Here is a 24108-nt window from a genome sequence, read left to right as displayed (position 1 = left end):
GTCCAACAGGGAAAAGCCTACCCTGTTCCGACACCGGCTTGTGCCATGTCCCCGGGTGGGGGACCGGGGACATGGCGGATGCCTATTCGGCCTCGCTGAAGGTGACCTCCACCCCTCCGACCAGGTCGGAGGCGATGTTGTAGATCACCGCGCCCAGGGTGGACAGGGCCGTGATCAGCACCACGTTCACGGCGCCGATCAGGGCGGTGTAGCCGAGGATGCGGACCGGCTCGAACCAGGAGCCGATGTCGAAGCCGCTGGTGGACGGCTTGCCGTCCGAGACGGTGAACTGGTTCACCGTCTGGATGATGTTGTCGAAGACGCCCAGCCCGGACAGCACCATGTAGAGCACCGCTACCGCGACGAACAGCACCACGAAGCAGACCAGGGACACCACGAAGCTGAACTTCATGGCCGACCACGGCTCCACCCTGCGCAGCACCAGATGGGCTTTGCGGGGTGCCCTCGGAGAGGTGTCGGGGGCCTTCCTGGCGTCCGGAGCGGGGGACGACAGTCCGCCGGGTGCCCAGGGGGCGTTCGGCGGCTCCGCGGCCGTCGGACGAATCCGCGGCGCCGTGGGATCGCTGATCTTGCCGTCCTCGATAGCCGTCACGCGTTGCCTGCCCTTGAAATCGTCGGTTACCGACTTATCGGTCTCCGGCGTGGGCTTGCTACCGTCTGCCGGCGAGTCGACCGCCTCGATGGGATCTGTTCCAGCGGCCTTGTCCATCTTCTCCGTCACCTGATCGCGTGTCGAAGAGGAAGCCGGACGTGGACCTGGTCTGGCCTGAGCGCTCACGGGCTACTCCCCTTCCCCGTTTTCCTCAGTCTCCAACGCCTCGGCGTTACGGGCGAGAGCCACCACGCTGTCCCCCTCCGCGAGATTCATCAGACGCACCCCCATGGTCTGGCGACCAGACTGCTTGATCTCCCCTGCGCTGGTCCGGATAACCCCGCCGGCGGACGTGATCGCGAAGACCTCGTCCTCCGGACTGACCATGACAGCCCCAACCAGCTTGCCACGAGCGCTGACGATCTTCGCCGTCAGGACACCCCTACCGCCTCTTCCCTGCACCGGATACTGCTCGGCAGGTGTGCGCTTGGCATACCCACCCTCGGTCGCGATCAACACATCCTCGCCGTCCGCGACCCGGTTCATCGCCAGCAGCTCGTCGCCTTCGAGGAACCGCATGCCGATCACCCCGCTGGTCGCGCGGCCCATCGGGCGCAGGGCCTCGTCGGAGGCCGTGAAGCGGATGGACTGGGCACCGCGGGAGACCAGCAGCAGGTCGTCGTCCTCCGACACCAGCCTGGCAGCGATCACCTCGTCATCTTCCCTCAGGTTGATGGCGATGAGACCGCCCGAACGCGGCGAGTCGTATTCCGACAGGCGTGTCTTCTTGACCAGGCCGCTGCGGGTGGCCAGCACGAGGTACGGCGCGACCTCGTAGTCACGCAGGTCCAGCACCTCCATGACGATCTCGTCCGGCTGCATGGCCAGCAGGTTCGCCAGGTGCTGTCCGCGGGCGTCCCGGCCAGAGTCGGGCAGCTCGTACGCCTTGACCCGGTAGACCCGGCCCTTGTTGGTGAAGAACAGCAGCCAGTGGTGGGTCGTCGTGACGAAGAAGTGGTCGACGATGTCGTCCTGGCGGAGCTGCGCGCCGCGCACACCCTTGCCGCCGCGCTTCTGCGCCCGGTAGAGGTCGGTGTTGGTGCGCTTGGCGTAGCCGCCGCGGGTGATCGTGACGACCATGTCCTCCTCGGCGAGGAGGTCCTCGATGGACATGTCGCCCTCGTAGGCGATGATCTCCGTCCGGCGCTCGTCGCCGTACTTGGCGGTGACCTCCGAGAGCTCGTCGAAGACGATCGTCCGCTGCCGCTCGGGCGAGGCCAGGATCGCCTGGTACTCGATGATATGCGCCATCAGCGAGTCGTACTCGTCGGTGATCTGCTGCCGTTCCAGGGCGGCCAGCTTGCGCAGCTGCATGTCGAGGATGGCCTGCGCCTGGATCTCGTCGATCTCCAGGAGCGTCATCAGGCCGCCCTGGGCGGCGGCCGCCGACGGCGAGCGCCGGATCAGGGCGATGACCTCGTCCATCCGGTCGAGCGCCTTGAGCAGCGCGCGCAGGATGTGGGCCCGCTCCTCCGCCTTGCGCAGCAGGTAGCGGGTCCGGCGGACCACGACCTCGATCTGGTGGTTCACGTAGTGGCGGACGAACTGGTCCAGCCGCAGGGTCCGTGGCACGCCGTCGACGAGCGCCAGCATGTTGGCGCCGAAGGTGGTCTGCAGCTGGGTGTGCTTGTAGAGGTTGTTCAGCACGACCTTGGCGACCGCGTCGCGCTTGAGCACGATGACCAGGCGCTGACCGACCCGGGAGGAGCTCTCGTCGCGGACGTCGGCGATGCCGCTGATCCGGCCGTCCTTCACCGCCTCGGCGATGGACAGCGCGAGGTTGTCCGGGTTGACCTGGTAGGGCAGCTCGGTGACGACGAGGCACTGACGGCCCTTGGCGTCCTCCTCCACCTCCACGATCGCCCGCATGGTGATCGAGCCGCGGCCGGTCCGGTAGGCGTCGTCGATGCCGCGGCGGCCGACGATCAGCGCGCCGGTCGGGAAGTCGGGGCCCTTGATCCGGGCGATCAGCGCTTCGAGGAGTTCCTCGTCGGTCGCCTCGGGGTTCTGCAGTGCCCACCTGATGCCGTCGGACACCTCGCGCAGGTTGTGCTGCGGGATGTTCGTGGCCATGCCGACCGCGATACCGGCGGACCCGTTGACCAGGAGGTTCGGGAAGCGGGACGGCAGGACCAGCGGCTCCTGGGAGCGCCCGTCGTAGTTGGGCTGGAAGTCGACGGTGTCCTTGTCGATGTCACGGATCATCTCCATGGCGATCGGCGCGAGCTTGCACTCGGTGTATCGCATGGCGGCCGGCATGTCGTTGCCCGGCGATCCGAAGTTGCCCTGGCCGTCGACCAGGGTGTAGCGCAGCGCCCAGGGCTGGGCCAGCCGCACCACGGTGCCGTAGATGGAGGAGTCACCGTGCGGGTGGTAGGACCCCATGACGTCGCCGACGACGCGGGAGCACTTGAAGTAGCCGCGGTCGGGGCGGTAGCCACCGTCGTACATGGCGTAGAGCACGCGGCGGTGCACCGGCTTGAGGCCGTCGCGAACGTCGGGCAGTGCACGGGACACGATGACGGACATCGCGTAGTCCATGTAGCTGCGCTGCATCTCCGACTGGATGTCGACCGGTTCGATGCGCTCTACGGGCGGAGTGTTCACATCCGTCACGGGTGATGAATCCTTTGCAGAGAGAAGGCTGTACGGCTACCGCTACACATCGAGGAAACGGACGTCTCGTGCGTTCCTGATGATGAAGGAGCGGCGAGCCTCGACGTCCTCACCCATGAGAACGCTGAACAGCTCGTCGGCCTGGGCGGCGTCGTCGAGGGTGACCTGGAGCAGGACGCGGGTCTCCGGGTTCATCGTGGTGTCCCAGAGCTGGGCCGCGTTCATCTCGCCCAGACCCTTGAACCGTTGGATGCCGTCGTGCGCGCGCGGGTCGCGCTTGCCCCTGGCGATGCCGTCCTCGATGATCGCGTCACGCTCGCGGTCGGAGTAGGCGTAGGAGGCGTCCTCGCCCCGGCGGTCCCACTTGATCTTGTAGAGCGGCGGCTGGGAGAGGTAGACGTGCCCGGCCTCGATCAGCGGGCGCATGAAACGGAAGAGCAGTGTCAGCAGCAGCGTGTTGATGTGCTGGCCGTCGACGTCGGCGTCCGCCATCAGGATGAGCTTGTGGTAGCGGAGCTTGGCGATGTCGAACTCGTCGTGCACGCCGGTGCCCATGGCGGTGATCAGCGCCTGGACCTCGGCGTTCTTCAGCACCTTGTCGATGCGGGCCTTCTCCACGTTCAGGATCTTGCCGCGGATGGGCAGGATGGCCTGGAACTTGGAGTCGCGCCCGCCCTTGGCCGAGCCGCCCGCCGAGTCACCCTCGACGATGAAGAGCTCACACTTCTCCGGATCGCTCCACTGGCAGTCGGCGAGCTTGCCCGGCAGCCCGGAACCGGACTCCAGCAGCGACTTGCGGCGGGTGAGGTCGCGGGCCTGACGGGCCGCCAGACGGGCGCGCGACGCCTGCAGGGACTTGTTGATGACGTCCTTGGCCTCGCCGGGGTTGCGCTCGAACCAGTCACGCAGGTGGTCGTTGCACGCCTTCTGGACGAACGACTTGGCCTCGGTGTTGCCCAGCTTGGTCTTGGTCTGACCTTCGAACTGCGGGTCGGTCAGCTTCACCGAGATGATCGCGGTGAGACCCTCGCGGATGTCCTCACCGGTCAGGTTGTCGTCCTTGCCCTCTTTAAGGAACTTCTGCTCGCGCGCGTAGCGGTTGACGATCGACGTCAGCGCGGCGCGGAAGCCCTCCTCGTGGGTGCCGCCCTCGGCCGTGTTGATGGTGTTGGCGAAGGTGTAGACCGACTCGCTGTAGGAGTTGTTCCACTGCATGGCGATCTCGACCGAGATCCCCTCACCGTGCTCCTCGAAGTCGATCACCGAGAGGTGCGCGGGCTCCTTCTTGGAGTTCAGGTGCTTCACGAAGTCGGACAGACCGCCCTCGTAGTGGTAGACCACCTCGGTCGGCTCGCCGTTGACGATGTGGGCAGGCCGCTCGTCCCGCAGCGAGATGGTGAGGCCCTTGTTCAGGAAGGCCATCTCCTGGAAGCGGCGCGAGAGCGTCTCGAAGTTCCACGTGGTGGTCTCGAAGATGGTCTCGTCGGCCCAGAAGGTGATCGAGGTGCCGGTCTCGTCCGTCGGGTCGCCCTTGACCAGGGGGTGGACGGGCTTGGAGGCCGCGTAGCTCTGCCGCCAGTGGTGGCCGTCGGTGCGGATCCCCACCTCCAGCCTGCTCGACAGGGCGTTGACCACGGAGACGCCCACACCGTGCAGACCGCCGGAGACGGCGTAGGACTTGCTGTCGAACTTGCCGCCCGCGTGGAGCACGGTCAGCACGACCTCGACGGCGGGGCGGCCCTCCGCCTCGACGATGCCGACGGGAATGCCCCGGCCGTTGTCGAGGACCCGCACCCCGTTGTCGGCGAGGAGCGTCACCTCGATCCTGTCGGCGTGGCCGGCCAGCGCCTCGTCGACGGAGTTGTCCACAACCTCGTAGACGAGGTGGTGGAGACCGCGTTCGCCGGTCGAACCGATGTACATGCCTGGGCGCTTACGGACCGCCTCAAGCCCTTCGAGAACGGTGATTGAGCTAGCGTCGTAGGACAAGTGCGAAATCCTCCTGCCGCGGACACGCGGCGGGAGAGCCTTGCGGCCCCGCCGTGCCCGTCACCGTCGTGAATGCCCCGATGCGCTCACCCAGAGAAGATCGGCGCGGATGCCGGGGGTGACACGCAGCGGACGTGTCCGGAATTCGATTTCATTCTAGCGGCTCAGAACGTGTCGTGTGGCATTGACGGGCTCTGGAAGCCTCTGTCGCGCGTCGACTATCGGCTCAAGCATCCCCCTACACGGAAGGGGGTCGTCGCGCCAGAAAGGCCGCTGATCCGTTCTCCGGGTGATCGATCAGTCATGGATCGATCAGCCGTGGACGGTGTCAGCCGTAGGTGTCGCCCGGACCTCGGCTGCCCGTGACGCGCAGGGCCCCGCTGGGTCGCGGGCCGTTCTGCGGTCCCCGCACCTTCACCCGCTGTACGGTTCCGTCCCCGAGTTCCTCGTTCAACCTTCTGACCAGCGTCCTTGCCAGCAGCCGGACCTGGGTCGCCCAGGCGGTGGAGTCGGCGACCACCAGAACCTCCCCGTCGGCGAAGGTCTCGGGCTTGGTGTGGGCGGCCAGATCGGGGCCGACGATCTCGTGCCAGCGGCCGAACACCCCGCCCACCGCGACGGGCTGCTCCCAGCCCCGGTCGGCCAGCAGGTCGACGATGGCCCTGCCGAAAAGCTGGGGATCGCCGGAGTCCCTGCGCGGTCCGTACGGCCTGCGCCGCGGCTCCCTGCGGGGCAACTGCCCCCGCCTGGCGGCGTCCGATTTGGCCTGGGCCAGCTTCTCCCTCGCCATCGCGGCCCCCTTGGCGGCCACGTTCTTCGCCGACCCCGGCTCGGTGCTCTTCGCCGGGGTCGGCTCGGCGGATCCCGGCTCCGGCGAGGCGGGCGGCGTGGGGGCGGCCACCGGCCGCCGCTCATCGGACACGCCTCACCCCTCCCTCGCCGACGTCGAACCGGCCTCCGGCCAGCTCCACCGGCACGTCGTCGGCGACCGCGGCGGTGATCAGCACCTGTTCGGCCGGGGCCACGATCTCGGCCAGCCGGCGGCGGCGCTGGTTGTCCAGTTCGGCGAAGACGTCGTCGAGGATCAGCACCGGATCACCGCCGTCCGCTCTGAGCAGGTCGTAGGCGGCGAGCCTGAGCGACAGCGCGAACGACCACGACTCGCCGTGGCTGGCGTAGCCGCGGGCCGGCAGGTCTCCGAGGCCCAGGAACAGGTCGTCGCGGTGCGGCCCGACGAGCGTGACGCCGCGTTCGAGCTCGGAACCGCGCACCTCGAGCAGGGCGGCTCGCAGCCGCCCCTCCAGGGCGTCCCCGTCGATCTCCGCTCCGGCGGGCACGGTGCCCCGGTACTCCAGGGCGGCGGGGGCCGAGCCGGGCGCGAGGGCCGCGTAGGAGGAGACGACCAGTGGCCGCAGCGCCTCCACCAGCTCCAGCCGTGCCGCCAGCAGCTCCGCGCCGTGCCTGGCCAGGTGGGCGTCCCAGACGTCCAGTGTGCTCAGCGGGTCTCCGGCCCCCGCCTCGGTGAACGCCGCGTCACTCTCGGCCCTGCGCCCGCCCCGGCCCCCCCGCCGCGACTGCGCCGCCGTACGCAGCAGGGCGCCGCGCTGCCGGAGAACCCGGTCGTAGTCGGCACGGACCCCGGCGTAGCGGGGCGTCCTGGCCACCAGGAGGTCGTCGAGGTATCGCCGCCGCTCCGAGGGGTCGCCCTTGACCATGGCCAGGTCCTCGGGGGCGAACAGCACCGTGCGCAGCAGGCCGATCGCGTCGCGGGGCCTGGACACGGGTGAGCGGTTCAGCCTGGCCCGGTTGGCCCTCCCCGGATTGATCTCCAGCTCGATCAGCGCCCGCCGGTCGTCGCGCACGACCGCGCACCGCACGATCGCCCGCGCGGCCCCCTGCCGCACCAGCGGCCCGTCGCCGGCCACCCGGTGGCTCGACTGGGTGGCCACGTAGCCCAGCGCCTCGACCAGGTTGGTCTTGCCCTGCCCGTTCGGCCCGACGAACGCCGTGACGCCCGGCTCCAGGCCGAGCTCGACGGCGTCGTAGGACCGGAAGTCGGTCAGCGAGAGGTGGGCGACATGCACCCCAGGAAGATTAGTCGGCCACGCCCGTCACCGGAGCCCCGCCGCCTCGGTACGGCCCGCGCGCCCGGCGGAGGCCCCGCGCTCCTGAGGCCCGCACCCCGGGAAACCGCGGGGATCCACGCGACCCATGACAGTCCATGACAGTCCATCGAAATCCACAGCCTGTGGAAAACCGCGGAGGGGCGGGCGCGGGCCGTGACACACGTCACGCTACCCGTCGGCCTCCACCGGGGGGACGACGTCGGCGCCGGGGGCGTCGGCGCCCTTGGCCACCTCGCCCTCCTTCGCGGTGACGGCGTGCCCGCCGAACTGGTTGCGCAGGGCGGCGACGACCTTCATGGCCGGCGAGTCCTCCTGCCGGGAGGCGAACCTGGCGTACAGCGCGGCGGTGATGACCGGCAGCGGCACCGCGTGGTCCACGGCGGCCTGCACCGTCCAGCGGCCCTCGCCGGAGTCCTGGGCGTAGCCTCTCAGCTCCGCCAGGGCCGGGTCCTCGTCCAGCGCGCGGACCATGAGGTCCAGCAGCCACGAGCGGATGACCGTGCCGTGCCGCCAGCTGCGGAACGCGCCGGGGACGTCGGTCACGACGTCGGAGGCCTGGAGCAGCTCCCAGCCCTCGGCGAACGCCTGCATCATGCCGTACTCGATGCCGTTGTGGACCATCTTGGCGAAGTGGCCCGCGCCGACGTCCCCGGCGTGGACGAAGCCGTCCTCCTCGGGCTTGAGGGTCTCGAAGACGGGCATCAGCCGCCGGACGTCGGCCTCGGTGCCGCCGGTCATCAGCGCGTAGCCGTTCTGCAGACCCCAGACGCCGCCGCTCACCCCGCAGTCGACGAAGCCGATCCCCCTGGCGCCGAGCTCGGCGGCGTGCCGCTGGTCGTCCAGGTAGTGCGAGTTGCCGCCGTCGACCACGACGTCCCCCGCCGACAGCAGGGTGCCGAGCTCCTCGATCGTGGCCTGGGTCGGCGCGCCAGCGGGCACCATGACCCACACCGCGCGGGGCTCCTGAAGCCTGTCGACCAGCTCCTTCAGGCTGGAGACGTCGCTGACCGCCGGGTCGCGGTCGTAACCGACGACGTCGTGACCGCCGCGGCGCAGCCGCTCGGCCATGTTGCCGCCCATCTTGCCCAGCCCGACCATGCCGATCCGCATACGAGCACCCCCTTCAGGGTTTCCATCATTCACCTACACCAGGTGTACCGGTGCGAGCCGTACCGGATCGGTGTTTTCCGCCGACTGGGTCGTCCACAGGGCTGTGGAGGGCGCGCCGGCGGTCCGTGCCGGACGGTCCCGCCGTACGGCGCGCGGGGGCACCCCGACGCGAGCGGCGCCGAGAGGCCCTCTGCGGGCCCCGTCCGGCGAACGCGTGGAAGTTACGGTCACACCCGCCTCGCGGGCCTCACGGGCCTCCTGGGCGAGCTCCAGGGGCATCGGGGGGAGCGCGAGGCGGTCCCCGGACCGGCCGTTCCGGTCGAGGCTCCCGCCGGGGCGCGCCTCCGCGGGACGGGACCCGTCGGCGGAGGCGTCCGGTCCCACCTCGCGCTCACGCCCCACGGCCTCAGTTCGACAGGCGGATGGGCATGATCAGGTAGCGGTAGTCCGGGACTCCGTCGTCGTCGCCGGGTTTTCCACCGGTGAGGATGGCGGGCTTGGTGGAGGTGGTCATCTGCAGGCGGGCCACGTCGGAGTCGATCGCGCCGAGCCCCTCCAGCAGGAACTGGTGGTTGAAGGCGATGTTGATGTCGTCGCCCTCGAAGTCCACCGGCAGCACCTCGACCGCCTGGGCCTCGTCACCGCTGCCCGCCTCAAGGACGACCTCGCCGCCGCGGAAGGCCAGCCGGACCGGGGTGTTGCGCTCGGCCACCAGGGCCACGCGCTTGACGGCCTCGACGAAGGCGCCGGTGGACAGCTCGGCGCGGGCCGAGAACTCGGTCGGCAGCAGCGAGCGGTACTTGGGGAACTCCGGGTCGAGCAGGCGGGTGGTCGTACGGCGGCCGGCGCTGGAGAAGCCGATCATGCCCTCGCCGGTGCCCCCCACCGAGCTCATCGCGACCTCGACCTCGGCCCCGGTGCTCCCCAGGGCCTTGGCCGCGTCGGCGAGGGTCCTGCCGGGGATCATCGCGATCGCCGAGAAGTCGGGCTGGCCGGGCTGCCACTTCAGCTCCCGCACCGCGAGGCGGTAGCGGTCGGTGGCGGCGAGGGTGACGGTGTCGCCCTCGATCTCCATGCGCACGCCGGTCAGCATGGGCAGCGTGTCGTCCTTGCCCGCGGCCACGGCGACCTGGCCGACGGCCGAGGCGAACACGTCGCTGCCCACCCGTCCCGCGGCCGGGGGCATGGTCGGCAGGGAGGGGTAGTCCTCCACGGGCATGGTCAGCAGTGTGAACCGGGCGCTTCCACAGGTGACGACCGCCTTGGCGCCCTCCACCACGAGGTCCACCGGCTGTGCGGGGAGCGCCCTGGTGATCTCGGCGAGCAGCCTGCCGGAGACGAGCACCACGCCCGCCTCCCCGCTCTGCGGTTCGAGGGTCACCTCGGCGGACACCTCGTAGTCGAAGCCCGAGAGCTTGAGCTGTCCCTTCTCCGTGACTTCGAGACGCATGCCGGCGAGCACCGGCACTGAGGGACGGGCCGGAAGGCTGCGTGCCGTCCATGCAACCGCCTCGGCGAGCACGTCTCGCTCGATCCGGAACATCACGTGGATCTGCCTCCTGTGTGTCGAGCGCTGTCCGCTCGGTGCCTTGGGGTCAAGTGTTCACTGTCTCGCACCTGTGCTCCCCCGGAACCCTTCTGTGGGTCTTGAGTTTTCTAGTTAGAGATACAAGGGGTCATCGCATTAGGGGCGGTGGAAACTGTGGAAATCTAGTGTTTCCGCAGCTCAGCCATGGTTTTTTCATCCACCGACGGTGTGGGTGAAGGATGTGGACAACTCCCGGGGCTGGGGAGAACCGCGCTGTACCCACAGGCCGTCCCCAGATCTTGGGTCGTTCATCCACCGGTTATCCACGAGGTTTCCCCAGGTTCTCCCCAGGGTAAGCGGTCGTTTTGTCCCTGGGGAAAACTCCCTGCACAGGGCGTCCCCAGGTTGTCCACGAGTTCTCCCCAGGTTGTCCCCAGGTTCTCCCCAGAGTTGTCCCCAGATCTCCGGAACTTCTCGAACCTCTCATACCTAAAACAATCATGATGGAACGCTCCGATCGCCGTCGCCCGCCACGGCTCTACCATTGATCCACAAGGTTTTCCACAGCCTGTGCATCACGGGTGGGAAACTCTCATCCATTGCGCGACTGCTGCTTGATCCTGGTGGTGAGCTCGTTGACCTGGTTGTAGATCGAACGACGCTCGGCCATGAGGGAACGGATCTTCCGGTCGGCGTGCATGACCGTGGTGTGGTCGCGGCCACCGAACTGCTGGCCGATCTTGGGCAGCGACATGTCGGTGAGCTCACGGCAGAGGTACATGGCGATCTGCCGGGCGGTGACCAGGACGCGCGAGCGCGACCCACCGCACAGGTCGTCGATCGAGAGGCCGAAGTAGGCCGCGGTGGACGCCATGATCGTGGCGATCGTTATCTCCGAGCCGGCGTCCTCGGTGATCAGGTCCTTGAGCACGACCTCGGTCAGCTGCAGGTCCACCGACTGCCTGTTGAGGCTGGCGAAGGCGGTGACCCTTATCAGGGCCCCCTCAAGCTCACGGATGTTGGTGGAGATCCGGCTGGCGATGTACTCCAGCACCTCGGGCGGCGCGGCCAGGCCCTCCTGTATCGCCTTCTTGCGCAGGATCGCGATCCGCGTCTCCAGCTCGGGCGGCTGGACGTCGGTGATCAGGCCCCACTCGAACCGGTTGCGGAGCCGGTCCTCCAGGGTGACCAGCTGCTTGGGCGCCCGGTCGCTGGAGATGACGATCTGCTTGTTGGCGTTGTGCAGGGTGTTGAAGGTGTGGAAGAACTCCTCCTGGGTCTGCTCCTTGCCCTCCAGGAACTGGATGTCGTCCACCAGCAGGATGTCCACCGCCCGGTAGCGGCCGCGGAAGTTGTCGGCCTTGTGGTCGCGGATGGAGTTGATGAAGTCGTTGGTGAACTCCTCCGAGCTGACGTATCTCACCCGAGCGCCGTCGTAGAGACTCTGCGCGTAGTGGCCGATCGCGTGCAGCAGGTGGGTCTTGCCCAGGCCGGAGTCGCCGTAGATGAAGAGCGGGTTGTACGCCTTGGCCGGAGCCTCGGCCACCGCGACCGCGGCCGCGTGGGCGAAGCGGTTGCTGGAGCCGATGACGAAGGTCTCGAAGGTGTACTTCGGATTCAGCCGGGCCGGTTCTCCCTGCGTACGGCCGCCCCGGCCGTCCCATCGGTTGTGCACGGGGCCGGCGGCCCGGTTCGGCGCCGGGCGCTCGAAGCCGTCGGCCTCCTGGCGGGACGGGGGCGGCTGCGGGGTGTAGCCGCCGCGGCCGTATCCGGTGCTCTGCTCTGTCGGCGCCGAGGCGGGCGGGTCAGCCGGGAGGTACGGCTGGGTCGGCTCCTCGGCGTGCTGGTAGGAGTAGGGGAACTGCTGTCCCTGTGGCTGATGCTGTGGATAGTCGGTGGACGGCGGGGCGGCCGGACCGGCGGCATGGTAGGGGGGCTGGAGGCCGGAAGCGCTGTGGTGCTGGGAGGTCACAGGCTGTGCATAACTCTGCTGCGGTCCGCCGCCCTGTGCATAACCCTGCTGCGGCGCCTGTGGATAAAGCTCTGCTCTGGGGACGCCGCCCGGGTCGGAGCCCGCGGCGCTGGGGTCCACCATGACCGCGACCCGCATCGGGCGGCCGAACTCCTGGGAGAGCGCGTGACTGATCAGGGGACGAAGCTTATTTTCCAGGACATCTCTGGCGAAATCGGTGGGAGCCGCGAGCACCACGGTGTCGTTCATCAGCCCGAAGGGCCGGGTCAGGCCGAGCCACACACGCTGCTGGGAAGGGACACTCTCGTTGAGGGAGTTCTCCAGTGCTCGCGCCCATACCTCACCGAGGTCCATTCCATCCATGCCCGGCCCATCCTCCTCCGACGCGGCCCCCGACTGAGCTCACCGCGATCTGTTTATCCACACCGATGGCCGCCGGGCGCATCGGATTACCCCGTTGTCCACATGCCGCAGCCCCCGCGGTCCCCCAGGGATGGCCGCCGGTAATCCACATCGAATCCACACGGTGTGCACAGCCTCGCACCCTGCCACCGGGCACGTCCTGGCAGCGGAGAGCGGGGCTGGAGGAGCCGACAGTAGCCCTGTCCACAGCCTGTGTCCAAGACGTTGTCCACAGCCTAGTGGCAGTGCGGGGGAGGCTGAGTGCACATCCTGTGGACGGCGGGGCGCCGGTGGAAAAAGGGGCTGTGGATTCGTGGATAACCTATAACCGCGTGCGCTCCGGTTTGACCTGGGGCGCGCGTTCCCCGTAACGTACGACGGTCGGCTTGCCACGCGGCGGCTATTTCGCATGCCCCGCTTCCGGCAAGCCAGCCACTGTCGAGCGTCCCCATGTGCTGGGGGCGTGCCTCAAGCCTGGAGCCCACTCGTGAGCAAGCGTACTTTCCAGCCGAACAACCGTCGTCGCGCGAAGACCCACGGCTTCCGGCTGCGCATGCGCACCCGCGCCGGCCGCGCCATCCTGGCCGCCCGTCGTCGCAAGGGCCGCGTCGAGCTCTCCGCCTGACGCGTCGGTTGCGCCCGGTCCGCCGGGCCAAGGCAGCAGCGTTCCGTCGCCCGCCGGCCGTGATGTCGGCGGGCGATAGCCGTACCTGCCCCTGGGTCAACCAAGGTTCTCTGGTGTTGCCGTCCGTGTCCCGCATGCGCCGGGGCGAGGAGTTCGCCGGCGCGATCAGGAAGGGCAGCCGAGCAGGCCGCCCCACACTGGTCGCGCATTTCGGCATGCGTACCGAATCGGATGAACCGCCCTTGGTGGGATTTGTGGTGAGTCGCGGAGTAGGAGGCGCGGTCATCAGAAATCGCGTCAAACGTCAGCTGAGACACATCATGCGCGACCGTCTGCATCGCCTTCCGCGAGGTAGCCTGCTGGTTGTACGCGCCAATCCACCGGCCGCGTCCGCGCGAAGCGAGCGCCTTGCCGCCGAACTCGACGTCGCGCTGGATCGTTTACTCAGGCGGCGAGAGCCTTCCCAGGCTCGCATGGATGGGCGATGATGACGGCGCAGCATACCGCCGGGATTTCTCCGGCTGCCAGGACCCTGATGGCTCCTATCCGGTTCTACCGGGCCTACGTGAGCCCCCTGCTGGGTCCCCGTTGCCGTTTCCATCCTTCGTGCAGTGCCTATGGCCTTGAGGCGGTGGCCGTCCACGGCGCGCTGCGCGGTACGTGGTTGACGATCCGGAGGATCGGGCGTTGCCACCCATTCCATCCCGGAGGTTTTGACCCGGTGCCCCCGAGCCCGGGCCGGTCCGACGAAACGCAAGGGAGCTAGCTCGGTGGAGCTGTCCTGGCTGAACTGGCTGTACACAGCCGTCGCCCAAGTCATCACCTGGATTCACCAGGTTTATAGCAGCTTCCTCGACCCGAACAGCGGGCTGACCTGGGCGCTGACCATCGTCACCCTGACGGTGCTGATGCGACTGCTCATCTTCCCTCTCTTCCTCAAGCAGATGCGCTCGTCGAAGAAGATGCAGGAGCTGGCGCCCAAGGTCCAGGAGCTGCGTAAGCGGTACAAGAACGACAAGCAGCGCATGAACCAGGAGGTCATGGCGCTGTACCAGGGGCAGGGTGCCAACCCGCTCGGTGGCTGCCTGCCGGTCGTGGCCCAGTTCCCGATCTTCATCTCGATGTTCACCGTGCTGAACGCGATGGCCCACGGCGAGCTGAAGTTCGGCATGTCACAGCAGCTTGTCGACAGCGCCCGGGCCGCGCACATCTTCGGTGCCCCGCTGCCGGCGACCTTCTGGACCAGCAGCGAGCAGATCCAGGCGCTCGGCGGGGCCAACCCGATCCAGACGAAGATCGTGCTTGGGTTCTTCGTGGCGATCAGCTCGCTGACCACCTTCCTCACCGTCCGGCAGAGTGTGACGCGCTCGATGGCGCAGATGCCGGACAACCCGATGGCGCAGCAGCAGAAGATCCTGATGTACGTCTCGCCGCTGTTCGCGATCTTCTCGCTGAACTTCCCCCTCGGCCTCATCCTCTACTGGGTCACCACCAACCTCTGGACCCTGGGGCAGCAGCACTGGTTCTACAGCCGCCACCCCTCCCCGGTGCCCGACGCCAAGGGCAACATGGTGACGCCCGAGGCCAAGCCGGGCCTGCTGAGCAAGGTCAGGAAGAGCGCTCCCGAGCCTGAGGCGCCTCCTGCCCCGCCGGAGCCCAAGCCCATCCGCCAGCAGCCGACCCGCCAGCCTCGCAGCAAGCGGACGGGCAGTAAGAAGTCCTGACGATCATCCCCGACAGCACGAAGGAGTGGCCGGACGTGACCGAGGCCGAAGCCGAAAAGGAGACCGTGAAGGCGGCTCCGGATCTCGCTGCGCTGGAGCAGGAAGGCGAGATCGCGGCGGACTACGTCGAGGGTCTGCTCGACATCGCCGACATCGACGGTGACATCGACATGGACGTCGAGGGCGATCGTGCCGTGGTGTCGGTGGTGGACATCAAGGGCGGTGACCTCGTCGGCCCCAACGGTGAGGTGCTGGAGGCGATCCAGGAGCTGACCCGGCTCGCGGTCCACCGCCAGACAGGGGAACGCTCCCGGCTCATGCTGGACATCGGTGGATACCGCGAACGCCGCCGGGGCGAGCTGCGTGAGCTCGGCACCAAGGTCGCCGCGGACGTCAAGCGCAGTGGCGAGTCCAAGGCGCTGCAGCCGATGACCCCCTTCGAGCGCAAGATCGTGCACGACGCGATCGCGGCGGCGGGCCTGCGGAGCGAGTCCGAGGGCGAGGAGCCCCGGCGTTTCGTGGTGGTCCTCCCCGCATAGCGAAAGCAGCCACAGACAAGGCCGCCGCCCCTGGCCCCAGGGGCGGCGGCCTTTGTGGTTCCCGCCCGCACCGCTGTTCCCACCCACACCCGGGCCCCACCTGCGCGGCGGTTGGTCCGGTACGGCGTCCCTTCCCCGCTTGGCCCTTGTACGGCGGTGTGGAACGGGCCGTTAGCCTTAGAACGCCCTGACCCAGACAGTTCCCGAGGAAGAGTGAGCGTCGAGTGAGTGACCAGATCCCCGAGCCGCCCGAGGTCGCGCGCGAGGTGTTCACCGGCGACGCCTGGTCCAGAGCGGAGACGTTCGCGGGGCTGCTGGCCGGCCCCGGGGTGGTGCGCGGACTGCTCGGCCCCCGCGAGGTGCCCCGCATCTGGGATCGCCACCTGCTCAACTGCGCGGTGGTCGCCGAGGCCGTGCCCGTCGGGGTGCGGCTGGTGGACATCGGCTCGGGAGCCGGTCTGCCCGGCCTGGTGCTGGCGATCGTACGACCGGACATCAGGGTCACCCTGCTGGAGCCCCTGCTCCGCCGGACGGTGTTCCTCCAGGAGTGCGTGGAGTCGCTGAAACTGGACAACGTCGAGGTACTGCGCGGCCGGGCCGAGGAGTTCGCCGGCAAGCGTGAGTTCGACGTGGTCTCCGCCCGCGCGGTGGCGCCGCTTGATCGGTTGCTGAAGTGGTCGATCCCCCTGCTGCGCGAGGGGGGCGAGCTTCTCGCGATGAAGGGCGAGCGGGCAGCGGAGGAGTTGGCGGACGCCGGGCCGCAATTGCGAGCCAGTGGGGTGCGAACCGCCGAGCTTGTATCGGTCGGGCACGGTAAGGTCGAGCCGCCTGCAACTCTCATCCGGGTGGTCGCCGGCCGGGCCTCCGATGAAGCACGGCACGGCACTCGCCCCAAGAGCCGCTCCCCCCGGGCGAAGCGGACACGAGGCCAGTAGACAGACCGAGCAGAGCGAGTATGAGGCCGGTGGATGACCCTGAAAGTGCGATTGTGAGCGCGGGATGCGGTCTCGGCTGGCCCGAGAATCCCGTTGTTCAGCCGTATGGGCGGCCCTCTTCTGGCCTGGGCTGGCCGGCACCTGCACCCGCCGCTGTAGTCAGGCCGGTTGAAAGGACGACGACCGTGACCCAGCCCCCCCTTAATCCCGGCGACTCGCCGTTGGTACGAGAGGCACTCAACTCAGTGGTTTCACGTGAAACATCGGCCCAGACGACTACGGCCGTCCCCAGAGGCGCCACCGGGGCACGGGACGGTGACTGGCCCCGGCCGCCCAAGACGCGCATCTTCACCGTCGCCAACCAGAAGGGCGGGGTGGGCAAGACCACGACGTCGGTCAACCTGGCGGCCGCGCTCTCCATGCACGGTCAGCGAGTGCTCGTGGTCGACCTCGACCCCCAGGGCAACGCCTCGACGGCGCTCTCCATCGAGCACCGTGGTGACGTGCCGGACATGTACAAGGTGCTCGTGGAGGATGTGCCCCTGGTGGAGGTGGTGAAGGAGGTCCCGGAGATGCCCGGCCTCTACTGCGCCCCCGCCACCATAGATCTGGCCGGCGCCGAAATCGAACTCGTCTCCATGGTCGCGCGCGAGGCCCGCCTGCAGCGCGCGCTGAACGCCTATGACGCGATCCAGTTCGACTACATCCTCATCGACTGCCCGCCCTCCCTCGGGCTGCTGACCGTCAACGCGCTGATGGCCGCCAACGAGCTGCTGATCCCGATCCAGTGCGAGTACTACGCGCTGGAGGGCCTGGGCCAGCTGCTCCGGAACGTGGACCTCGTCCGTGCCCACCTGAACCCCACGCTTGAACTGTCGACCATCCTGATGACGATGTACGACGGCCGGACCAGGCTGGCCTCCCAGGTCGCCGAGGAGGTCCGCTCCCACTTCGAGGACACGGTGCTGAAGACGCTGATCCCCCGGAGTGTCCGTGTCTCGGAGGCGCCGAGCTACGGTCAGTCGGTCATGACCTACGACCCGGGTTCCAGCGGCGCGATGGCCTACATGGACGCGGCCCGTGAGATCGCCTACCGCGGCGCCGCCGTGTGAGCGCGCGGAGACCCCGGACAGCCATCATCGTGAAGACCACCGAGGGCGGGGCCGTGCGCCAGGGGAGGGACAGCAGTGGTGAGTAAGCAGCCCAGAGGTCTGGGCAAGGGGCTGGGAGCGCTCATCCCCACCGGACCGGCCGTCGTGGAGACGGCGGCGGTGCCGTCGGCGACCGCGATCATGGTCGCATCCGAGCCGCAGGCGGAGCGGTCGCCGGGTCTCCGGCCGGTCGCGGGCGCCTACTTCCTTGAGATCGCCGTCAAGGACATCGCGCCCAACCCGCACCAGCCCCGGGGCGTCTTCGACGAGCAGGCCCTGGATGATCTGGCCACCTCGATCCGCGAGGTGGGTCTCCTCCAGCCCGTCGTGGTGCGCCCGGCGGGTGAGGGACGCTATGAGCTGATCATGGGAGAGCGTCGCTGGCGCGCCTCCAAGCTCGCAGGTCTCTCCGAGATCCCCGCGATCGTGCGGAACACCCAGGAGGACAAGCTCCTGCTGGACGCGCTCATCGAGAACCTTCAGCGTGAGCAGCTCAACGCCCTGGAGGAGGCGGCGGCCTACCGGCAGCTGCTTGACGACTTTGGCGCGACCCACGAGCAACTCGCCGCGCGGATCGGCCGCTCCCGCTCCCATGTGACGAACACGCTGCGCCTCCTCAACCTGCCGCCCAAGGTCCAGCTCCGCGTGTCGGCCGGTACGGTCAGCGCCGGGCACGCGCGGGCCCTGCTGACCCTGGACGACCCGGTAGCGCAGGAGCGCCTCGCCGATCGGATCGTGGCCGAGCTGCTCTCGGTCCGCGCGGTCGAGGAGATCGTGGCCGTGGGTGACGCCAAGGCCGCTCCGGCTCCCAACGCCAGGGCTCCGAGGGCGAGGCCGTCCGAGGAGCCGGCCCTCCGCCGGCTGGCCGACCGTCTCTCCGACCGCTTCGAGACCCGGGTGAAGGTCGACTTCGGCCGCCGCAAGGGGCGCATCGTGGTGGAGTTCGCCACCATCGACGATCTGGAACGCATCATCGGGACGATGGCCCCGGGATCCATGGAGACGGTCGGGGAGTAGCCTCGCCCCCGTTGCCGGTTCCCACCCTGGAGCGATCCCTCTTCTGGACGGCCGCCGTGTTTCACGTGAAACACGGCGGCCGTCTCATGTCGGCCCATGGGGTTGTGAAGTCTTCCGCCGGAGGGCCGCTGAGCCGCCGGGGCCGTCCTCGGGTGAGCGGGCACACCATTGCCGGGCGCTCGGTCACGTCCGGCCCCCCTCCGTGCTGCCGGGATGATCGTCGGGACTTCTTACCGCCCGTCCGCTCGCTGCGAGGCTTGCGGGGCGGCCGCCGGTGGCCTCCCCTCGTAAGGGGTCGAGTGGCGGTCATGAGAGGGACGCCAGGCGCCCGGCCCGGCCTGTCACGCCTCGACGACTGTCCGGGGAGGGTCGTCCCGGCCGCTCGGTGAGAGGCTGCCCCGGCCATCCACTCCAGGGCCTTCCGTGGGCCGTTCCCGCCCCCGGGGCCCGCCCCTGACCTCCGGGGCGGCCGCTGGAGATCTCCGCCCCGCCTCGTCGCGGTTCACTCGGGAAGCCGGGCCGCCCATCCGGGAGGTCGATAGGTCGTCGCCCTGAAACGGGATCTGTTGTCCGGCGGATTGGAGCAGGCAGCCGAGAGGGCGGCGGAGACGGAGGAGACCGCCGTGGGCGCCGGGGCGAGGGGATGTTTCACGTGAAACGTGGTGCGAGCCGGGAGGGGCGTCCCCGGTGTTTCACGTGAAACAGCCGCCCCTCACCGGCCCCCGTCAGACGTCGATCTCTCCCCGTACGGCGCGGCGGATGTCGGCGATGAACGTGTCCACCTGCTCGGGGGTGGTGTCGAAGGATGTCACCCAGCGCACCACGTTCTCGGCCGCGTTCCAGACGTGGAAGAGATAGCGCCGCTGTAGATCGGCGATCACCTTCTCCGGGAGAGCCGGGAAGACGGCGTTGGACTGGACGGGATAGCGCAGTGAGACGCCGGGCAGGCCGGCGACGCCGTCGGCCAGCCGGTGAGCCATCGCGTTGGCGTGTGCGGCGTTCCGGCGCCAGAGGTCGTCGGTGAGAAGCGCGGTCAGCTGGGCGGAGACGAAGCGCATCTTGGAGGAGAGCTGCATGCTCTGCTTCCGCAGGAACAGCGCCGGCGCGTGCAGGTCGGGGCGGAGCAGGACGATCGCCTCGGCGCCCATGGCGCCGTTCTTGGTGCCGCCGAAGCTGAGGAGGTCCACACCGGCATCCGCGGTAAGCGCCCGCATCGAACAGCCGAGCTCGGCCGCCGCGTTGGCCAGCCGGGCGCCGTCCATGTGGAGGAAGAGCCCCCGGGCATGGGCGAAACCGGAGAGTTCGGCGATCTCGTCGGGGGTGTAACAGGTGCCGCACTCGGTCACCTGGGAGATGGAGATGACGCGCGGCTGGGAGTGGTGCTCGTTGCCCAGCACGGAGAGCCGGTCCCGGAGGTCCGCCACCGTGATCTTGCCGTTCTCCGTGGGGATGGGGATGAGCTTGGTGCCGAGCGCGTGTTCCGCCGCGCCGCATTCGTTGGTGTTGATGTGCGCGGTAGCCGGGCAGAGGACGGCGTCATAGGGCCGTAGCACGAGACCCAGCCCCACGACGTTGGCGCCGGTTCCGTTGAACATGGCGTAGGCGGCCGCCTGGACGCCGAACTCGGCCCGGAAGGCGTTCTCCATCGCCCGGGTCCAGGCGTCCTCGCCGTAGGCGGGAGCGTCCCCGGTGTTGGCCTCGACGATGGCGGCGAGCACCGCCGGATGCACGCCCGCGTGGTTGTCGCTGGCGAAGCTCTTGGGGAAGGTGATGGCAGAAGTCGGCACGAGTCCAGCCTAGGCGTTCCGTCTTGGGAGATTCATGACAGAGCCGGTGGACGGGAGGCCACCGAACGCGGTGACGGTGGATGTCCGGCTGATGCTCGGGCCGGCGCCGGTGTCCGCCGGGCGCCCCCGCTCGGGTGTCGCGGTGACCGCCGGAAGGCGAACGGTGACCGGGGCGGAAGTGAGGCCCGGAGCGGGGGCGTCGGGGAAATCAGGCGTTGGCGCGGGCCGCGGCCTGTTCCAGCAGGAGGCGGCAGAGCGCGCCGAGGTCGTCGCCGGCGGCTTCGACCGCCATGGGAAACAGGGAGGTCTCGGTCATCCCGGGGGCGACGTTGACTTCGAGGAAGTAGGGGAGGCCCGCTCTGTCGACGATGAGGTCGGTACGGGAGACGTCGCGCAGGCCGAGGGCGGTGTGGGCTGTGACGGCCATCTGGGCGCAGGCGGCGGAGACCTCGGGGGACAGGCGGGCGGGGGCGAAGAACTCGGTGTGGCCGGCGGTGTAACGGGCCGCGTAGTCGTAGACGCCCGTGTCGGGGACGATCTCGACGGGTGGAAGGGCCGTCGGGCCGTCACCGAGGTCGATCACGGAGACGGAGATCTCGACACCCTCGATACAGCGTTCGATCAGCGCGGTGTCGCCGTAGGCGAAGCAACCGACCATGGCGGACGGGAGGTCTTCGGCGGCCCGGACGATCGAGGCCCCGAGCGCGGAGCCGCCTCGGGACGGCTTGACGAACAGCGGGAGGCCCATGCGCTCCACGATGCGGGCCAGCACCGAGGCGGCGCCGAGATCGTGGAAGGTCTCCTTGGGGAGCGTCACCGAGTCGGGGGTGCGCAGGCCGACGGAGCGGACGACCGTTTTGGCGGTGGGTTTGTCGAAGGCCACCCGGCACGCGTCGGGGCCGGCCCCGACATAGGGGACGGAGAGGAGTTCGAGTACCGAGCGGATGGCGCCGTCCTCGCCGGCCCCGCCGTGCAGGGTGACGAAGACCGCGTCCGGCGGATCGGCGAGCACGTAGGGCACCAGTGAGGCGTCGGTGTCACGTGTCTCCACCGAGACGCCCGCCCCCCGCAGCACCTCGCTCACCCGGCGGCCCGAACGCAGGGAGACCTCCCGCTCATAGGAGAGTCCACCTGCCAGGACGAGTACGTGGCCCAGATCACCCATCCGAAAATACCTCTCCTCGCAGCCCACGCCGAGTCTTGGGGTCGCTCTCCCCGTGACCGGGGCGATCTGCCCCATAACGGCGCCGACGCCCGATAACGGCGCCGGAAGTCACCGTACGGCACGGTGCCGGAAGTCACCGTACGGCATCCCGTCGCGTCGGCGTACGACCTGGGGCCCCCGATGAGGGGACGGAGTGTCTCCACGCGAGGGGTGAGGGGCCGGGGTCTCCTGCCCGGGGATGCGCGGCGGCGGGTGCGTTGACCCCGGGTGGACGGGGAGCGCGCGGGCCTCACCCGCCTCCGGCCCCGGGCGTGAGGCCGGGGGCCGGGGTGGGGGCCGGGAGGCGGAGCTCACGGGGATGGCGGGGATGACGGGGATATGGTGACCGGCGCGGGGCGCGGGGATGGTGGCGAGGAGGCCACCAGGCCGACGATCAAACTCCCTTGGGCGCCGGAGGGCGGTCAGCGCCGGAACAGGTCAAAGGGGAGAGCGACGGGGTGGGCGCCTCCTTTGGAGACGCCCGTTCCGGAGGGCCGTCAGGCGAGGTCGGGGCCCGGGGTGTCCACTCCGGTCTGCTCGGCGGACGCGCCGGGACCGAACGTGTCGCGGACCCGGAGCTCCTGCTCGATCACTCCGGCCAGGCGGCGAACGCCCTCGCGGATGCGGTCCGGCTCCGGATAGCAGTAGGACAGCCGCATGTGGCGTGCCCCCCCGCCGTCGGCGTAGAAGCCGGTGCCCGGGACGAACGCCACCCGCTCGGCGACCGCGCGCGGCAGGAGCGCCTTGGAGTCCAGTCCCTCGGGAAGGGTGGCCCAGACAAAGAAACCGCCTCCGGGGCGGGTCCAGGTGCAGCCGGCGGGCATCAGCGACTCCAGGGAGGCGAGCATGGCGTCCCGCCGTTCACGGTAGAGCTCCTGGAAGGTCTTGATCTGCTCGCGCCACGGCTGGGTGGCGAGATACTGGCCGACGGCGAGCTGGGTGAAGGAGGAGTGGGACAGCACCGCCGACTCCATGGCCAGCACCAGCTTGTCCCGGATGGCGTGCGGGGCGAGGGCCCAGCCGACCCGGAAGCCGGGGGCCAGGGTCTTGGAGAACGAACCGAGGTAGACGACCCCGTCGGAGCAGTCGGCGCGCAGCGCCCGCATGGACGCGCCGTCGAAGCCCAGCAGGCCGTACGGGTTGTCCTCCACGACAAGCACGCCCGCCCGCTGGCAGATGTCCAGGACCTGCTGCCTGCGCGCCACGTTGAGCGTTACCCCGGCGGGGTTCTGGAAGCTGGGGATCGTGTACAGGAACTTGATCCTGTTGCCCGCGGTCTGCAGGGCGTAGACGGTCTGGGCGAGCGATTCGGGGATGATCCCCTCGTCGTCCATGGCGATGTGGACGACCTTGGCCTGGTAGGCGGAGAAGGTGCCCAGCGCGCCCACGTAGGAGGGGCCCTCGGCGAGGATGACGTCGCCGGGGTCGATGAAGATGCGGGTGATCAGGTCAAGGGCCTGCTGCGACCCCACGGTCACGACGACGTCGTCGGAGTTGGCCTCGATCCCCTCCAGGCGCATGACGTCGCAGATCTGCTCGCGCAGGTGCGGGTCCCCCTGGCCGGAGCCGTACTGGAGCGCGACCGGGCCGCGGCGGGCCACCAGGTCGGCGACGAGCTCCCCCACCACGTCGAGGGGGAGGGCGGTGACGTACGGCATGCCACCGGCGAGCGAGACCACCTCCGGCCTCGACGCGACGGCGAAGAGAGCTCGAACCTCGGAAGCGACCATCCCGGCAGCTCGTGCGGCGTACCGATCGACGTAGGCGTCGATCCGCGACCCTTGGGGCGCGACGGTCTGACCGTGATCGGAGTCTTGGGGCACGGTCCACCTCCTAGGTTAAGGGGAGCACACAGTGCTCAAGCTAGAGAAACCAGGTTACGGCAGTGGTCGTTGTCGTCTGCGTGTGGGGACGGGACACCCTGAAACCAGGGCCCGCACTGAGCTACGATGCCAGCTGGGGACGCTGTTTTCGCGCGTTTTTCGCCATGGCTTGCACTCGTCTCGCCAGGATTGGGGCCAACAGGTGTCGCGTCGGCTGGCAAACGTCACTCTTGATAACCTCGACGACCTGCCGTACCGCTGCCGCCGGTGCGTTTTCTGGGAACTGGACCCGGTGAACGGCAACCGCGCGGTGGAGGCGGGTGACCCGGGCCTGGAGAAGGAGGCCTGGATCTCCTCCACCCTGCTGGAGTGGGGCAGCTGCGGGAAGATCGTCTATGTGGACGGTGTGGCCGCGGGCTTCGTGCTCTACGCGCCGCCGCACTACGTGCCCCGCTCGGTGGCCTTCCCGACCTCTCCGGTCAGTGCCGACGCCGTGCTGCTGATGACCGCGCACATCGTCCCGGAGTTCTCCGGCGGCGGTCTGGGGCGGATGCTGGTCCAGGGGGTGGCCAAGGATCTGACCCGGCGGGGGGTGCGGGCGATCGAGGCGTTCGGCGACCTGAAGTGGGAGCAGCCGGGGGCGTGCCTGATGCCCGCCGACTATCTGCTCTCGGTGGGCTTCAAGACGGTCCGGCCGCACCTGCGTTTCCCCCGGCTCCGGCTGGAGCTGAAGTCCGCCGTTTCGTGGCGTGAGGACGTCGAGGTGGCGTTGGAGAGGTTGCTGGGCTCTATGAGTCCGGAAAGGGCACTAAGGCCCGTCTGAGGCGATCTGGGGGCCTCTGTGGATGTCCTGCGGTCGTCCGCGCCGCGCGTGGACGCGCCGGAGG

21 protein-coding genes are annotated in these 24108 nt (G+C 69.1%); 9 read left to right on the top strand and 12 right to left on the bottom strand.

Translation table 11 applies throughout. The annotated features are described in order from the left end of the window. Positions 1-82 precede the first annotated feature (82 nt). The 9 genes from ACWEF2_RS28670 to dnaA all read right to left on the bottom strand — a co-directional run bounded on the left by ACWEF2_RS28670 (position 83) and on the right by dnaA (position 12368). Positions 83-613, bottom strand: coding sequence for a DUF3566 domain-containing protein (locus ACWEF2_RS28670; protein ID WP_453819435.1), 531 nt, complete (start codon positions 611-613; stop codon positions 83-85). A gap of 189 nt (positions 614-802) precedes the next feature. Beyond that, positions 803-3289: a DNA gyrase subunit A gene (gyrA, locus tag ACWEF2_RS28665; protein ID WP_453819434.1), complete on the bottom strand. Its 2487-nt coding sequence runs from the start codon at positions 3287-3289 to the stop codon at positions 803-805. 42 nt (positions 3290-3331) lie between these two features. Further along, positions 3332-5278, bottom strand: a complete 1947-nt coding sequence (gene gyrB, locus ACWEF2_RS28660; protein WP_453819433.1) for a DNA topoisomerase (ATP-hydrolyzing) subunit B — start codon at positions 5276-5278, stop codon at positions 3332-3334. A gap of 328 nt (positions 5279-5606) precedes the next feature. After that, positions 5607-6200, bottom strand: coding sequence for a DUF721 domain-containing protein (locus ACWEF2_RS28655; RefSeq protein WP_453819432.1), 594 nt, complete (start codon positions 6198-6200; stop codon positions 5607-5609). Next, positions 6190-7362: a DNA replication/repair protein RecF gene (gene recF / locus ACWEF2_RS28650; protein WP_453819431.1), complete on the bottom strand. Its 1173-nt coding sequence runs from the start codon at positions 7360-7362 to the stop codon at positions 6190-6192. Before recF ends, ACWEF2_RS28655 begins: the two co-directional genes overlap by 11 nt. Positions 7363-7572: 210 nt before the next feature. After that, the gene (gnd, locus tag ACWEF2_RS28645) at positions 7573-8514 is read right to left on the bottom strand and encodes a phosphogluconate dehydrogenase (NAD(+)-dependent, decarboxylating) (protein WP_453819430.1); all 942 of its coding nucleotides are present in this window, start codon (positions 8512-8514) and stop codon (positions 7573-7575) included. A 33-nt stretch (positions 8515-8547) separates the two neighbouring features. After that, the gene (locus ACWEF2_RS28640) at positions 8548-8916 is read right to left on the bottom strand and encodes a hypothetical protein (protein WP_453819429.1); all 369 of its coding nucleotides are present in this window, start codon (positions 8914-8916) and stop codon (positions 8548-8550) included. Between the two features lie 4 nt (positions 8917-8920). Beyond that, positions 8921-10060 (bottom strand): DNA polymerase III subunit beta, encoded by a 1140-nt coding sequence (dnaN, locus tag ACWEF2_RS28635; protein WP_453819428.1) that lies wholly within the window; start codon positions 10058-10060, stop codon positions 8921-8923. A gap of 574 nt (positions 10061-10634) precedes the next feature. Continuing rightward, positions 10635-12368 carry a chromosomal replication initiator protein DnaA gene (gene dnaA, locus ACWEF2_RS28630; RefSeq protein WP_453819449.1) on the bottom strand — a complete coding sequence of 578 codons (1734 nt, stop codon included), beginning with the start codon at positions 12366-12368 and terminating at the stop codon, positions 10635-10637. A 535-nt stretch (positions 12369-12903) separates the two neighbouring features. Between dnaA and rpmH the strand changes: the two genes are divergently transcribed. The 8 genes from rpmH (at position 12904) to ACWEF2_RS28590 (ending at position 18407) form a co-directional block, all read left to right on the top strand. Continuing rightward, a complete protein-coding gene (gene rpmH / locus ACWEF2_RS28625; protein WP_012895733.1) occupies positions 12904-13041 on the top strand; it encodes a 50S ribosomal protein L34 in 138 nt (45 codons plus the stop codon). 62 nt (positions 13042-13103) lie between these two features. After that, a complete protein-coding gene (gene rnpA / locus ACWEF2_RS28620) occupies positions 13104-13529 on the top strand; it encodes a ribonuclease P protein component (RefSeq protein WP_355599655.1) in 426 nt (141 codons plus the stop codon). Continuing rightward, positions 13526-13807 carry a membrane protein insertion efficiency factor YidD gene (gene yidD / locus ACWEF2_RS28615; RefSeq protein WP_425582176.1) on the top strand — a complete coding sequence of 94 codons (282 nt, stop codon included), beginning with the start codon at positions 13526-13528 and terminating at the stop codon, positions 13805-13807. The genes rnpA and yidD overlap by 4 nt, the downstream gene beginning before the upstream one ends. A 4-nt stretch (positions 13808-13811) precedes the next feature. Next, positions 13812-14765: a membrane protein insertase YidC gene (gene yidC, locus ACWEF2_RS28610; RefSeq protein ID WP_355599642.1), complete on the top strand. Its 954-nt coding sequence runs from the start codon at positions 13812-13814 to the stop codon at positions 14763-14765. A 35-nt stretch (positions 14766-14800) separates the two neighbouring features. Continuing rightward, a complete protein-coding gene (locus ACWEF2_RS28605; RefSeq protein ID WP_355599641.1) occupies positions 14801-15304 on the top strand; it encodes a Jag family protein in 504 nt (167 codons plus the stop codon). A gap of 224 nt (positions 15305-15528) precedes the next feature. Continuing rightward, positions 15529-16239 (top strand): 16S rRNA (guanine(527)-N(7))-methyltransferase RsmG, encoded by a 711-nt coding sequence (rsmG, locus tag ACWEF2_RS28600; RefSeq protein ID WP_453819427.1) that lies wholly within the window; start codon positions 15529-15531, stop codon positions 16237-16239. 245 nt (positions 16240-16484) lie between these two features. Further along, positions 16485-17351, top strand: a complete 867-nt coding sequence (locus tag ACWEF2_RS28595; RefSeq protein ID WP_453819426.1) for a ParA family protein — start codon at positions 16485-16487, stop codon at positions 17349-17351. A 78-nt stretch (positions 17352-17429) separates the two neighbouring features. Further along, positions 17430-18407, top strand: coding sequence for a ParB/RepB/Spo0J family partition protein (locus tag ACWEF2_RS28590; RefSeq protein WP_453819425.1), 978 nt, complete (start codon positions 17430-17432; stop codon positions 18405-18407). A 725-nt stretch (positions 18408-19132) separates the two neighbouring features. On the opposite strand, the gene ACWEF2_RS28585 is transcribed toward ACWEF2_RS28590, so the two are convergent. From ACWEF2_RS28585 to ACWEF2_RS28575, 3 genes are all read right to left on the bottom strand, one after another. After that, positions 19133-20194: a threonine aldolase family protein gene (locus ACWEF2_RS28585; RefSeq protein WP_453819424.1), complete on the bottom strand. Its 1062-nt coding sequence runs from the start codon at positions 20192-20194 to the stop codon at positions 19133-19135. Positions 20195-20402: 208 nt separating this feature from the next. Continuing rightward, on the bottom strand, positions 20403-21359 hold the full coding sequence (locus tag ACWEF2_RS28580) for a D-alanine--D-alanine ligase family protein (RefSeq protein WP_453819423.1): 957 nt from the start codon (positions 21357-21359) through the stop codon (positions 20403-20405). 536 nt (positions 21360-21895) lie between these two features. After that, positions 21896-23128: an aminotransferase-like domain-containing protein gene (locus ACWEF2_RS28575; RefSeq protein WP_453819448.1), complete on the bottom strand. Its 1233-nt coding sequence runs from the start codon at positions 23126-23128 to the stop codon at positions 21896-21898. A gap of 295 nt (positions 23129-23423) precedes the next feature. On the opposite strand from ACWEF2_RS28575, the gene ACWEF2_RS28570 reads away from it, so the two are divergent. Further along, positions 23424-24044, top strand: a complete 621-nt coding sequence (locus tag ACWEF2_RS28570; protein ID WP_453819422.1) for a GNAT family N-acetyltransferase — start codon at positions 23424-23426, stop codon at positions 24042-24044. Positions 24045-24108: the final 64 nt, after the last annotated feature.

The sequence above is a fragment of the Streptosporangium sp. NPDC004631 genome, assembly GCF_053601935.1.
This window is presented reverse-complemented; position numbering and strand designations above follow the sequence as displayed.